The 14,409-nt window shown below is 48.3% G+C and carries 8 protein-coding genes; 4 read left to right on the forward strand and 4 right to left on the reverse strand.

Annotation, left to right across the window (positions count from 1 at the left end; all coding sequences use genetic code 11):
- Window positions 1-562 (forward strand): S16 family serine protease (locus VIM87_RS19605; RefSeq protein WP_331998638.1); only part of this gene is annotated, 562 nt, incomplete at its 5' end.
- A gap of 225 nt (window positions 563-787) precedes the next feature.
- Window positions 788-1,837: a type IX secretion system protein PorQ gene (porQ, locus tag VIM87_RS19610; protein ID WP_331998639.1), complete on the forward strand. Its 1,050-nt coding sequence runs from the start codon at window positions 788-790 to the stop codon at window positions 1,835-1,837.
- An 85-nt stretch (window positions 1,838-1,922) separates the two neighbouring features.
- Here porQ and VIM87_RS19615 read toward each other — a convergent pair whose 3' ends face one another.
- On the reverse strand, window positions 1,923-2,654 hold the full coding sequence (locus VIM87_RS19615; protein WP_331998640.1) for a pyridoxine 5'-phosphate synthase: 732 nt from the start codon (window positions 2,652-2,654) through the stop codon (window positions 1,923-1,925).
- 123 nt (window positions 2,655-2,777) lie between these two features.
- Window positions 2,778-4,106 (reverse strand): adenosylhomocysteinase, encoded by a 1,329-nt coding sequence (gene ahcY / locus VIM87_RS19620; RefSeq protein WP_331998641.1) that lies wholly within the window; start codon window positions 4,104-4,106, stop codon window positions 2,778-2,780.
- A 506-nt stretch (window positions 4,107-4,612) separates the two neighbouring features.
- Between ahcY and VIM87_RS19625 the strand changes: the two genes are divergently transcribed.
- Window positions 4,613-10,678, forward strand: coding sequence for a Calx-beta domain-containing protein (locus VIM87_RS19625; protein WP_331998642.1), 6,066 nt, complete (start codon window positions 4,613-4,615; stop codon window positions 10,676-10,678).
- Window positions 10,679-10,701: 23 nt separating this feature from the next.
- Window positions 10,702-11,622 (forward strand): type IX secretion system membrane protein PorP/SprF, encoded by a 921-nt coding sequence (locus VIM87_RS19630; protein ID WP_331998643.1) that lies wholly within the window; start codon window positions 10,702-10,704, stop codon window positions 11,620-11,622.
- 300 nt (window positions 11,623-11,922) lie between these two features.
- Here the strand turns inward: VIM87_RS19630 and VIM87_RS19635 are convergent, their stop codons facing one another.
- Together VIM87_RS19635 and VIM87_RS19640 are read right to left on the reverse strand one after the other, a co-directional pair.
- Entirely contained in the window at window positions 11,923-12,420 is a 498-nt protein-coding gene (locus VIM87_RS19635) for a GNAT family N-acetyltransferase (protein WP_331998644.1), read from the reverse strand.
- Window positions 12,421-12,606: 186 nt separating this feature from the next.
- Window positions 12,607-14,292: a helix-hairpin-helix domain-containing protein gene (locus tag VIM87_RS19640; RefSeq protein WP_331998645.1), complete on the reverse strand. Its 1,686-nt coding sequence runs from the start codon at window positions 14,290-14,292 to the stop codon at window positions 12,607-12,609.
- Window positions 14,293-14,409 lie beyond the last annotated feature (117 nt).

Below are 14,409 nucleotides of genomic sequence, written 5' to 3' on the forward strand. Positions count from 1 at the left end.
GTATAAAGTAGGGAACCCGCCGGGTGTGGCTGTAGGCCTGGCCTGGACCTATGTAGGCGGCGATATCCTGTTTATAGAAACCAGCCTGAGTGAAGGGAAGGGAGAATTAAAGCTGACGGGTAATTTAGGGAACGTGATGAAGGAATCAGTGTCCACAGCGCTAAGCTATCTGCAGGCCAATGCTTCAGATTATAAGATAGATCCAAAAGTATTCTCGCATAAAAATGTACACGTGCATGTACCGGAAGGCGCTGTACCTAAAGATGGTCCCAGCGCAGGCGTGACTATGCTTACGGCATTATCTTCTGCCTACACCGGCCGTAAGGTAAAACCTTACCTGGCTATGACGGGTGAAATAACCCTGCGCGGACAGGTATTACCGGTAGGTGGCATCAAGGAAAAAATACTGGCGGCCAAACGCGCCGGTATTAAGGAAATATTGCTTTGCTGGCAGAACGAGAAAGATATTAAAGACATTAACCCGGACTATATCAAAGGCCTGAAGTTCCATTTTGTAAAAGAAATGACGCAGGTGCTGGATATAGCGCTGATGAAGAAGTAATTACGAATTGTCAATTACGAATTACGAATTGAGTACTTCATAAACTAAAAGGCCTGCGTTCAAATGCAGGCCTTTTAGTTTATAACATCCCCATCCCCACTAATCATCCGCTGCATTCCAATTCGTAATTGCTCATAATCATTATTTATTTTCAATGGCATTCATGTTCCGCTTTTTGCGGAATCGTAATTGATTAATTCGTAATTCTCACTAATTTACGCTCCAATGTTACGCCGCTGCTCCCTTCTCATTAGTCTCCTATGTTGCTCTTCCCTGGGCTTTGCGCAGGTGCTGGGGGGTAAAAGCGTTTTCCCTTTCCTGGACCTGCCGGCAGCTCCGCAGCTTACCGCCCTGGGTAGCATGAATGTAAGCCAGCAGAATAACGATCTTTCCCTTACGCTGGTAAATCCCGCTTTGCTGCGCCCTTCCATGCATGGGCATTTACAGGTGAACTATACCAGCTATTTTGCAGATGTGAACTATGGCCATGCCATGCTGGGATATTATGCAGATAAGCTGCAAACCACTTTTGCCGGCAGCGTGCAATATGTACATTATGGTACGCTTACACAAACAGATGCTGCAGGTAATGTGCAGGGCACTTTTAAACCGCGGGATATTGCATGGCAGCTATCGGCCAGCCGCCAGTATTTAGAGCGCTGGCATTACGGCATTAATTTAAAGTATATCCATTCCCGTTATCAGCAATATGGTTCCAGCGGTTTGGCGGCAGATGTAGGTATTACTTACCAGGATACCACCCGGCAGCTGCAAATAGGGCTGGTGGCCCGCAATATGGGCGCCCAGCTAAGCAGCTATGTGAATAATAATAAAGAGCCTTTACCCTTTGATCTGCAGATCGGTATTTCCAAACGCCTGCAGCATTTGCCATTACAATTATCCGCTACCCTGCATCACTTATACCAGTTTGATATCCGTTATGCGGATCCTGCGCTGGAAGATGAAGGGCTGGTTTCAAACGGGGATACAACCGGCACCGGCAGTAAAACATTTGATAAGCTGTTCCGCCATGTAGTGCTGGCTGCGCAGTGGGAGATAGGGCGGTATGTAGAGCTGACTGTATCTTACAACCATTTACGCCGGCAGGAGCTGGCAGTATCCGGGCAGCAGGGCCTGGGTGGGTTTGGCGCAGGCATCGGTATTGTTACTAAAAAGATCCAGCTACGGTATGCCCGCTCCTGGTACCAGCGCGCAGCTGCCTTTAACCAGCTGGGTATTAACTTCCCTTTACAGCAGTGGGGATTGCTAAATTAGAAAATGTGCAGATATGCGGATGTGCAGATGAATGCGTGGAATGTGCCAATCCATTTGCACATCTGCATATTTGCACATCTGCACATTAATCCACCAGCTGCCTTTTATACAGCTGTATGGTATTTTCCAGCCCCAGGTACAGCGCATCACATACCAGGGCATGCCCGATAGACACTTCTTTTAACTGCGGAATATGCAGCTTAAAAAAGCGCAGGTTATCCAGGTTCAGGTCGTGGCCGGCATTTAGTTCCAGGCCAAGGGCTACTGCTTCCCGGGCGGTATTCTTATAATCGTTGAACAGCTGCAGGTTCTGCGGCTGGGTGTAAGCATTTGCATATTCTTCTGCATAAGGGCCGGTGTACAGCTCAATACGGTCGGCGCCGGCGCTTTTGGCGCCTGCTACTTTATCAACCTGTGCATTCAGGAAAATAGATACGCGGATGCCCGCCTTTTTCAGCTGGCCTATCACATCTTTCAGGAAAGCCTGGTGTTTAACCGTATCCCAGCCGGTGTTGGAGGTAATGGCATCCGGCGGGTCGGGTACCAGTGTGCATTGGTGTGGTTTTACAGCCAGCACCAGCTCCATAAATTCCCGGGAGGGGTAGCCTTCAATATTAAACTCGGTGGTAACCAGTGGTTTCAGGTCCCATACATCCTGGTAGCGGATGTGCCGCTGGTCGGGGCGGGGGTGTACGGTTATCCCTTCTGCACCAAAACGCTCACAGTCCTGGGCTACTTTTAATAGATCGGGCATATTGCCGCCGCGCGCATTACGCAGGGTGGCAAACTTGTTTATGTTAACGCTTAATTTGGTCATGGCGCAAAGGTAAATAACAATGGATAATTAAACAGCTATAAAGCAGAATAGTGAAGGCTGCGTTCCGGACGGAACATGACCTCCACTATTGCTTAAATTATTCCCTTTTCCTTATATAAAAACTTAGTACCTGTAGTAATCAGGTTTGTAAGGACCTGCTGCAGGAATACCCAGGTATTCAGACTGGGCGCCGGTCAGCACATCCAGCTCCACACCAATTTTTTTCAGGTGCAGGCGGGCAACCTTCTCATCCAGGTGTTTGGGCAGCACGTATACTTTATTTTCGTACTGATCATTGTTCAGCCACAGCTCCAGCTGGGCCAGTACCTGGTTGGTAAAGGAGTTGCTCATTACAAAAGAAGGGTGGCCGGTAGCGCAGCCCAGGTTCACCAGGCGGCCTTCTGCCAGCAGGATGATGTCTTTACCATCAATGGTATATTTATCTACCTGCGGTTTGATCTCAACTTTGGTTTTACCGTAGTTCTTGTTCAGCCAGGCAACATCTATCTCAATATCAAAGTGGCCTATATTGGAAACGATGCATTTGTCTTTCATGGCTTTAAAGTGCTCGCCGGTAATGATATCGCGGCAACCGGTAGTGGTTACAATAATATCAGCTTCCTTAACGGCATCGGCCATTTTCTTTACTTCGTAACCTTCCATAGCGGCCTGCAGGGCGCAGATGGGGTCAATTTCGGTCACGATCACGCGGGCGCCGGCGCCTGCCAGTGATTCGGCAGAACCTTTACCTACGTCGCCAAAGCCAGCAACTACTGCTACTTTACCGGCAATCATTACATCGGTAGCACGGCGGATGGCATCCACACAGGATTCGCGGCAGCCGTATTTGTTATCAAATTTGGATTTGGTAACAGAATCGTTGATGTTGATAGCAGGTAAGGGCAGGGTACCGTTCTTCATACGGTCGTACAAGCGGTGAACGCCGGTAGTGGTTTCTTCGCTTAATCCTTTAATATGCTGTATCAGTTCAGTGTAAGTGTCCAGCACCATGTTGGTCAGGTCGCCACCGTCGTCCAGGATCATGTTCAAAGGACGGTCGGCGCTGCCAAAGAACAGGGTTTGTTCTATACACCAGTCAAATTCTTCAGCGTTCATACCTTTCCAGGCAAAAACCGGGATACCGGCAGCGGCAATGGCAGCAGCGGCATGGTCCTGTGTGGAAAAGATGTTGCAGGAGCTCCAGCGGACTTCTGCACCCAGGTGTACCAGGGTTTCAATGAGCACGGCCGTTTGTATGGTCATGTGCAGGCAGCCTGCTACGCGGGCGCCTTTCAGGGGTTTGGAAGCGCCATATTCTTCTCTCAAAGACATGAGGCCCGGCATTTCGGCTTCTGCCAGCTCAATTTCCTTCCGACCCCATTCGGCCAAAGACATATCTTTTACCTTATACTGAAGGCTAAAGTCAATGTTGGATTTAGCGATTGTTGACATGCTTTTACGATTTTGGGCAAATCTACCGTTAATTTATTTTATAGCGTAATGCTCAGTAGAAAAATCCAGATAACTGTCTGTCAATAGTAATTTGTTCCATTTGCCCCGGGTTTTCCACATTTTACCCGTAAAAAATTCTAGCACAAATAAAGTCTGGGCCTGCATTCCGGGCTGTACGGTTATCCCCATAGTTGTTAACATAGTGTGGAAAAATTAAATTTAATTGTTTTGATATATTTATTTTATATAAATTTGATATGAATTTAATATGACAGAAGCCCTATCTATCGGCACATCCAACCTACGACTGTAAGCTAAGATGTTGATATATAAGGCTTGTACGCCAATAATGGCGGGACAAGGGCCAACCCATACAGCAAATATGACATGTACGCTAACAGGGGTTATATGAAAGATCGGTTTCATTGCGCCGCTATATCTGTTGGATTTAAACTATGATGGATGATTAGAAATTTACATGCCTTATGTTAGTGCTGTCCTATACAATGAAAAGCAATACCCGGGTGGTTTGCGCTAAAGCCGTGCAATGGCTGCTGCGGAAACTGCTGGTAGTTGCCCTTTTGCTATTAGCCGGCAGCCCAGTAAGCGCCCAGGTAATTGAAACTATTAATGAAACGGGGGGCACTATTGCCGATCCGGGTTTAAAGATCGAAGTGCTTGCAGATGGCTCGTTCCGGGTATACCGCCTGGGTATGAGCCAAACCTATGAAGGCACTGATGATCCCCGGGGCATTGCTACGTTCATAGGTATGAACCAAACGTTCACCAGTGATCCCCGGCAGGTAAAACAGGTCACCTGGAGCTTTATTTCTCCCTTGTCCGGTTTAGGTACTGCCGCCTCTCCATGGCGCGTGCAAATGATAGGTAATGTGGGTGATTACAGGGGGGTAGCGCAGCACACCATTATCTGTAACCTGAGCTATGTAAAAGATCTTCCTTATTATATACTGGATTATACTCTGGCGGCAATCACTGACCTGCTGACCACCCACGCCAATTTATACCTGGCAGAGCATGCGGTGCTGGATGCCACTACCGGCGACTGGGGCGGCAACAGCGCATGTACTAAAGGATTAGGTCCGGATTACCCGGGCCCTTACGGCACAGTAGGCGTATACCGGGATGATCCCTGTGGCAGCTATCCCACCGGCCGTTCCCATGTAATGCGCATGAAGAACGGCTTTACGTCATTTATGGCAACCGATGCTGCTGGCATGACCGCCAACATACCGGAAAACTGCATACTGGCCAATATATATAATAACACCTACGATGGAACGGAGAACGGCATCATCGTACATAAAGATATGGGGGATGTATTTGGCGGTAATGTGAACGCGGAAAAAGTATATACAGCCCGCATCCTGTCCGGTTATGGAAGCACCATGACGGATCTGGATGCTGTTACCGGTTTAGACCCCCTAGCCCCTGCGGTAACCCGCCAGCTGACCATTGCATTTGAAAAAGATACCGCTTCCGGCATGGAAGGGGATATCCGTCATAGTGCAGATAACCTGAAAATAAAAGTATACAACGGCAGTAATACACAAACCATCGTAGTCACCGCTCCGCTGTATGTACCGGTAATTGCGGCTCCCTCGGGCGCCAATCCTGGTATAGCGGGCGTAGATTATGAATGCAAGCGCGGTATTATGATACCGCCCGGCAGCTATAACAACACCGGGCAGCTGATCAGTGTGGACACCAGTGTTATGATACTGGGTAATACTAATTTGCAGAATAACCGCACCATGACCTTAACGCTGGATAACAGCGTTAATAATAACCTGGTGAAGGTGAACACTTCCAAGAATGTGCTGACGTATACCATTAAGGATGATGAATCAAAGAGCATCACCTTAAATATGCCGGTAGAAGTGGATGAAGGCCAGAATGCCAGTGCAACCGTAAGCCTGCCTTCCGGCGTACTGGCTGCTGCAGATATAACTGTTACGCTTACACGCAAAACAACTTCTACCGCTTCAGCTTCAGATGTGGTATTACCTGCCAGCGTAGTAATTAAGCAAAATACCAACTCCGCTACCTTTACCTTCCAGGCGCAGACTGATAAGATCCTGGAATACCTGGAAACACTGGAAGTACAGGCAGATGCTACAGTGTTAGGCCTGCCGCAAACGGCCAGCGCTTCCGTAAATATTAAAGACCGTACTTACGATGATCCTGCCAACCGCATTATCACCATGCGGCCGGTACCGGGTGTTACGGTAACAGAGCCTTACAACGGCGGCCTGCAATTCAGCCTGCCTGCCGGGGTAACTACAGACATACCGATCAATATTACGCTGGGGGCCATGCATGCTGATCCGCAGTCCACAGCATCCGCATCTGACTATACCATTGCCAGCACTGCATTCTCTATCAGCAGCGGCAATTCCGTAACCATACCGTTCACTGTAATAGATGATAACCTGGCAGAAGGCACGGAGAAATTACATGTAACGGCTACGGCCACAGATGTGCTGTCACGCCCATACGACTTTACACCGTATGATATACAAATACTGGATGATGACGCCAATGCGCTGCAGATACTGCCCACCGCCGGACAAACAGAGATGACGGAAGGCGGCGCAGCGGTAACCTTTACCGTAAGCCTGCCAGCAGGTACTACTGCCAGCGCAGATATTCCGCTGAGCATTACGCTTTCCGGAGAAGGTACAGCGGCCGACATCAGCGCATTACCGGATGCTGCTACCTTTAAAATACCATCCGGCGCCAACAGCGCTACTTTCACCATCAATGCACTAACAGATAACCTGTTGGAAGGCGATGAAAGCCTGACGCTGAACGGCAACTCCAGCGACTTTACGGTGAAACCTTATACCATCACCATTAAAGATGCTACCTGGAGCGATCCGAACAACCGCAAGCTGCAGCTCGACATCATCAGCACCGCTATCAAGGAAGGCAATAACAGCGCGCTGAAAGTAGGTTTTGTAAATAATATAATTGCAGGTAAGCCCATCGTGGTTACCTTAACACATAACACCGCTTCTGTAGCCAGCGCTACGGATTATACGCTGGCTTCCACCACTATTACCATTCCTGCCGGACAGCGGGAGGTAACAGTGCCTGCTTTCATTACTGCACAAACAGACCTGATACTGGAAAAAAGCGAAAGCTTTACGCTGGATGGCGCATCTTCCGACATCCCCAGCTTAACCGTTGCGCCTGACAGTGCAAATATTGATGATGCCACCGGCGATAATGCAGTGAATAAGGTAATAACCATTGCCGCACAACAATCCGTAATGAATGAAGGCGCCGGTTACACGGTTACGTATAGCCTGCCCGCCGGCATTACTACTGAAGTGCCCATTCATATTACGCCTAAAACCGGCGCCGGCTCAACGGCTGCAGATGCAGATTATACCTTTGCTGCCATACCGCCGCTGGATAAAGGCAATCCTGCTGTAACCGGTACTATTAATATTACCGCAGATGGTTTGCTGGAACCGGATGAAACCCTGGTGCTGGACGGTACTTCTGCCGACCTGCCAGGCATTACCTTCACTACGGCCAGTGTGACTATTAAAGACCTGGATTATGTAGCCGGCATGCCTATTACCATGACGGCCGATAATAATACTATTACAGAGGGCAGCACCACAGGTGCATTAATAACCCTGTCATTACCGGCTGGTAAGAAAACCACTTACGATATCCCGGTAACCATCACCAAGGATGCGGCTTCCACCGCATTGGACGGGGAACATACTGCCCTGCCCACCACCGTGATCATTAAGCAGGGCACCGGTTCTGTAACTTTCCCTGCAGCCATACTGGCCAGCACCGACAACCTGCTGGAAGATGATGAAACCATTATCATCGATCAAAGCGCTGTTGGTTTTACAGGCAGCTCCCTTACCATTACAATTAAGGATGGCAGCAACCCGGATATAACCGTGCAGCCGCAGCCTTTCTCCGCCGGCAATAAAGTGGCAGAAGGCAACAGCTACACCGTAAGGGTAGCGCTGGCTCCCGGCATTACGCCTTACAAACCGTTTAAGGTAACGCTCACCGCCGGCAGCGCCTCTACTGCTGCAGTTACGGATTACAGCGGATTGCCCGTAACCGTAACCATCAGCCCGGGCCAGAACTTTAAGGATATAACGTTATCGGCTATATCAGATAATATTATTGAGCCACTGGAGCTGATCCGTTTGAAAGGTACTGCTTCCGACTTTACGGGTCTTACCGTTGACAGCCTGGATGTGTTTATTGATGATGTGACCAGTAAAGATCCTTCCAACCTGAAGCTGAGAGTAGTGGTAGATTCTACTACCCTGCATGAGGGCAATAATGCCAAAGTAACAGTAGGATTTGTAAAAGCGGCTATTACCGCTTCCACTAATATTTCCATAGGCATAGCGCCGGATGCAAGCTTCAGCGCAGGCGCCGCAGACTATACCGGCGTACCTGCCAGTGTGGTATTACCTGCCGGTACCAACCAAATGCAGCTTACCCTGAATATGGTGGCAGATAACATGGTAGAAGGTACGGAGCAGCTGCAGCTGAAAGCTACAGTACCAGCTCCCTACACGGTTACCTCACCGGCTGTTATCACAATACCGGAAGCACCGGTGCAGGTGCTGGCCCTTAAAACGGCTGATGCCGCAGAACCGTCCACCAATGGGGCGTTTGTGATCAAGCTTACCAGCACACAAATGGCCGGTAAAGATGTGAACATAGCATTCACCCTGGGTGGCACAGCCAGTGCTGCAGACTGGAAAGTAGTACCTGCCACTGCTGTTATAAAAGCCGGCACCAATAGTATAACGATCCCTGTGAATGTAACGGACGATAAGCTGGTAGAAGGGGATGAAACGATTACACTGCAGCTGGTATCTGCCAAAATGGGCACTATTACTTTCCCGGTTGATGCTACCGTACAAACGGTAATACTGAAAGATGATGAGAACAATGCAGCGGGCCGCAGCATGATGATAGAGAAGATAGGGAATGCTGCGGAACCTTCTACGAAGGGCAGCTTCCGCATCCGCTTCTCAGATCCGCAGCTAACGGTAATGCGCGATGTGCAGGTGACCTATAATGCAGCCGGCACTGCCGCTGCCGGTTCAGATTACCTGACCCTGCCGGGAACCTTAACGATCCCCGCCGGCCAGAATGGCGTAGCCGTGAACATTACACCGATCGATGATAAGCTGGTAGAGGATACTGAGTTTGTACGCCTGAACCTGGTGAATGTAACCAGCACTATGACCGGTATCACCTGGCCACTGTCGGCCAGCTCGCAGATAGATGTACCTATTGTTGATAACGACACCATGAAGCTGGATCTGTTCTCCACACCGGCTACGGTAAAAGAAGGGCAGCAGGTGCAGATCACCCTTAAATCGCCCAGCATCAATACCAGGGACATACCGGTAGCGCTGAAAGTGATCCATGATGCCGCCAGAACCATCACCACCAGTGTAGGCTCCCTGAACGGTAACGGTGATACGCTTACAGTGATACTGCCTGCAGGTTCTACGGAATACACCTTTACTATTACTTCTTTTGACAATACTACGAATGACGATGAAGGATTTATAAACCTGCAGATCGTGCCTGATCCTTCCGGTAACCTGATCCCGAATTATTTACCGGGACTGGCCAGCCAGATAAATGTGATCGTGGAAGATAATGATCCGCTGGACCTTTCTTTCAACGCGCCGCAGTACATGGTAAATGAAGGCAACAAGCCAGGTGAGAGCATCCTGATGGTGGAAGTGAAGCTGAGCCGCGCTGCATCCCGCCCGGTGACCCTGCCGTACAAGTTCTCCAAAACAGCAGGCGTATCCTTTATTGGTACCGCAGTACCAGGCGGGGATTATGACAGTATTGTAAAACCAATTGAAATAGAGCCCGGGCAGCTGATCGGCTATATACCGATCTCTATTATAGGCGACGACATATTTGAACGGAACGATTCCTTCAGCATTAAGCTGCAGCAGCCTTCCGTATTCTCCGGCCAGAATGTGCCTACTGTAGGAACGCCGGATTCCGCGCTGTGCATCATTATAAATGATGATCCGTTCTGTCCCACCTGTGATACAGATGGTGATGGCATACCGGATGGCAAGGAAGACCGCAATGGCAATAATGATCCTACGGATGATGATGCCGACAATGATGGTATTCCCAACTACCTGGACCTGGATTCCGATAATGACGGGGTGCCGGACAGCGTGGAAGGCTGGATCACCGATGGCCGCTGGGTAAATGATAACAAGGGTAAGATCCGCGTGCATCCTGCTATATCACCCAATGCGGATGGTATGGGTAATGATGCGATGTATGTAGAGAACATTGAAAAGTATCCCAAGAACGAAGTGGTGATCTTTAACCGCTGGGGTGGTACTGTGTACAAAACAAGCAACTATAATAACCAGGATAATAACTTCAAAGGCTTAAACAACGGCGGCAAGGAAGTAACGGACGGTTCTTATTTCTACCTCATTTACATCTATGATGAAACGGGTAAAAAAGAGCAGTATGCAGGGTTTATAGTTATTAAGCGGAAATAGTCAGAACAGAGAACATGGCGATCATGAAATTACATAAGCACCTTTTTAAACTACTGGCAGCGCTGCTGCTGGCGGGGTGCTGCTGGCATCCGGCACAGGCGCAGCAGGATCCTATTTACTCCCAGTATATGATGAACGGGATGGTAATAAACCCGGCGTATATGAGTATGGACGATGCGGTGAACCTTACGCTGGTGGGCCGTAACCAGTGGGTAGGGGTGGATGGTGCGCCTAAAACAGCTTCTCTTTCTTTTTATACTCCGTTTAAAGCAACCAATACCAGCCTGGGTTTTTCTGCCATGAATGAAAAGATCACGGTGCAGTCGCGTACGGGCTTTAACTTTCATGTATCCCAGAAAATAAACCTGAATGAGAACCTGCGTTTATCCCTGGGTATAAAGCTGGGTATGTCGCAGTTCAAGGAAAATAACAGCCAGCTTACTACTACCGATCCCATATTTGCAGAGAATGCCAGTTACATGAAATCTGAAGTGGGCTTTGGAATGATGTTTTATTCGGATAAATTTTTTGTAGGCCTTTCATCGCCCACCTTCCAGAGTTTTGATATGGGTAATAAGGTTAACAAGATCGTTTATAAGTCGCATTACTACCTTCAGGCGGGTTATTTGATGGATGCGGGGGATAATGTGAAAATAAAACCCAACATCCTGGTGCGGAAAGTAAGCGGCAGCGGCCTGGGAATTGATTTTAATACCAGCCTGCTTATTAAGGAGCTGGTATGGTTAGGTCTCTCTTACCGTTCTGAAAAAACCATTACTGGTTTGGTGCAGGTGCGGATCACGCCCAATTTCTCTTTCGGTTATTCCTACGATACGCCTATGTCGTCTAACCTGAAGGGAGCACAGTCTGTTTCGCATGAAATTATGCTCAACTACCGCTTTAACTGGTCGAAAGAGCAGGAATTATCAACGCGTTATTTCTAATTAAGGATTCTATTAACCAAATACACCCGTTTATTTTGAAAGGTCCCGCACAGCTAACTGTGCGGGCTTTTTTTGTTCCGGCTAAATCCACCGGGGAAGAATTGTCGTAAATAACTATAGAAGAATATTACCGGATACACTTACAGAGCATCGAAAACATAAAATGAAGTTGTGTCTTTTTAATGGTTAACATGGGAATCAGCCTGGCATTTCTTACCAGGCTGCTTTTTAAAACAGTCCACTAACCACAGTCCACACAGCTAATGGTCCCGCGGCTTTTCTCAAAGGGCGTGCGTGGGCTTATAAAGGTTTCTGCATTACATAATCTGTCATCAAATACCCATTCCCGATATCGGTATCTTTATTCTTAAGGATGCTGAATCCTTGTTTCTCATAAAAGAAGCGGGCTTTATTCTCGCGGTTCACATCCAGCTCCAGGATCTGCGCGCCGGCTGCTTTTACACGGTCTGCAACCGTGTTTATAAAGAATTTACCTACCCCTTTTCCCTGGTAATTACCATGTACATAGATCTTGTGCAGCTTATAAATACCCGGTGTATCCAGGGTACTGTAAGAGGCAAATCCAATAGGGGAGGCATCATCATACAGCAAAAGGAACTGATGCTGCAGCTCCGTCATTTGTTTGGTTAGCGCAGCGGTGCTGTACATCATATCCAGCATATAGTCTATCTGCGCCGGTGTAAGTATATCCTTATAGGTTGGGCGCCAGATTTTTTCGGTCAGCTCTTGTATCAGCGGTATATCCGCTGTGGTGGCGCCCTTTACTTGTAAGTTCATTTTTGTAATTAAGAATTAAAAATTAATAATTAATAATCCAGGATGCCGCCTCGTCATGTAATACTGGGTGTGTTGCTTAGCAATTAACAGTGCAGTCTCTTCGAATAACAACATAGGTGCCGCGTGAACAAGTTCTGATACTTCAGATAATTGTGTTCACGATTATTAATTCTTCATTATTCATTATTAATTAGTTCTTGCAGCAGCGCGCTGCTGCAGGAACTGCTCCAGCTCGGTTCTGCTAAAGCTGCTCAGGTTCTTTTCTTTGCTGAGGCCTCCTTTGCGGGCAGCCAGGGTGCCGTAGTAAATATCCTTATATCCTTCAATGCTGTGTGCATCCGGGTCAATGGAAATGAGCACATTTTTTTCCAGCGCATAGGGCAGCCACTGCCAGTCCATATCCAGGCGGCGGGGATGCGCATTCAGCTCTATCACTACATTATTGGCGGCACAGGCATCAATAATTTTCTGATGATCAACCGGGTAACCGTTGCGGCTAAGCAGCAGCCGGCCGGTCATATGGCCTAATATGGTGGTGTAAGGGTTTTCAATAGCCTTTAATAAGCGGGCCATGGCTTTTTCCTCCGTCATTTTCAGGATGGAGTGCACAGAGGCTATTACCAGGTCAAAAGTAGCCAGTATTTCGTCCGGGTAGTCCAGGCTGCCATCGTATAAAATATCGGCTTCTACGCTCTTAAAAATGCGAAAGGGGGCCAATGTTTTATTCAGCTCATCAATCTGCTGGTGCTGCGCCTGTATACGTTCAATGCTTAAGCCATTGGCATAAAAAGCAGAGCGGGAGTGGTCGCTGATCACCAGGTATTCCAATCCCTGCGCTTTGGCGGCAGCGGCCATTTCTTCCAGGGTATTTACACCATCGCTCCATTGGCTGTGGGAGTGGATGATGCCTTTAATATTTTCCGGGGAAATGAGGGTGGGCAATTGTTTGCGTTTGGCCAGGTCCAGCGCCAGGCCGCCATTACGCATGCAGGGCTCGATCATATCCAGTCCTGCCCTTTCGAAAATGGCAGCTTCAGAAGTAGCGCCATTGAGCAGGGCGGCTGCTTGTCCGCCTGCATCGAAATGTTCCAGGAAAGCGGCATCTGCGGTGGTTATGAACAATGTTTTTGCAAAGTCTTCCGGCAGGCAGGAATAAATGCGCATTTTCACATGCTGTTCGTGCTGCCATAGCTGTGAGTGGTCGGTATTTTCCAAAAGTGTAAAATCCGGAAGGGCGCTTAGCTGCTGTTCAATAACGGTGGGCGCCGCGCTTACTACCAGCTCAACCTCATCAATAATTATTTCTGTACGCCGTACCTGCCCGGTGAGCGATACCAGCGCCGGGGCTAACATTTGCTGTAATCTTTTTTCCAGCTCCTGCGCCATAGTGGCTATTTCTGCATACAGGAAACGGTCGCGGTTAGAGAAGTAGAACTCAATGCTTTGTTTAACATTGTCCTGCGTTTTTTGTCCAAAGCCTTTCAGCAGGGTCAGGCGGTTTTCATCACAGGCGTATAACAGCTCGCCTAAGGTTTCTACCTCCAGCTCTTTCCAGATGGTGGCTATTTTTTTAGGTCCCAGGCCTTTTATTTTCAGCATTTCCAGGATGCCGGGCGGGGTTTTAATAACAAAGCTTTCAAGTAGGGATAAATGCCCGGTTTGCAGCATTTCCTGGATGGCTTTGTTGGTAGAGCTGCCAATGCCTTTAATGCGGGCAATGTCTTCCGGCGCGGTTTCTTTCAGCTGGCCCGGCAGCTTTTCTATGGTAAAGGAAGCGCTGGCAAATGATTTTGCTTTAAAGCTATCCTCGCCATGGATATCCATCAGTTTGGAGAGGAGGGAGAAGTTATCGGCAATGGTGTAGTTATCCATAAGTGCAAGCTAAAGAAGATTTACGATTTTGCCCCCGGGGGAATTAATAATTAAAAATGAATAATTAATAATTAAGGGGCTGGTAGATCATTTAAATAGAAATTTCCGGTACGGCGG

This window comes from Chitinophaga sp. (assembly GCF_036569125.1).
Lineage (GTDB): Bacteria > Bacteroidota > Bacteroidia > Chitinophagales > Chitinophagaceae > Chitinophaga.

Bases quoted from the DNA above. Each gene is read 5' to 3' on its own strand.
- porQ (WP_331998639.1), top strand. From the start codon at position 788: ATGTTACGCCGCTGCTCCCTTCTCATTAGTCTCCTATGTTGCTCTTCC.
- VIM87_RS19615 (WP_331998640.1), bottom strand. From the start codon at position 2,654: ATGACCAAATTAAGCGTTAACATAAACAAGTTTGCCACCCTGCGTAAT.
- ahcY (WP_331998641.1), bottom strand. From the start codon at position 4,106: ATGTCAACAATCGCTAAATCCAACATTGACTTTAGCCTTCAGTATAAG.
- VIM87_RS19625 (WP_331998642.1), top strand. From the start codon at position 4,613: ATGAAAAGCAATACCCGGGTGGTTTGCGCTAAAGCCGTGCAATGGCTG.
- VIM87_RS19630 (WP_331998643.1), top strand. From the start codon at position 10,702: ATGAAATTACATAAGCACCTTTTTAAACTACTGGCAGCGCTGCTGCTG.
- VIM87_RS19635 (WP_331998644.1), bottom strand. From the start codon at position 12,420: ATGAACTTACAAGTAAAGGGCGCCACCACAGCGGATATACCGCTGATA.
- VIM87_RS19640 (WP_331998645.1), bottom strand. From the start codon at position 14,292: ATGGATAACTACACCATTGCCGATAACTTCTCCCTCCTCTCCAAACTG.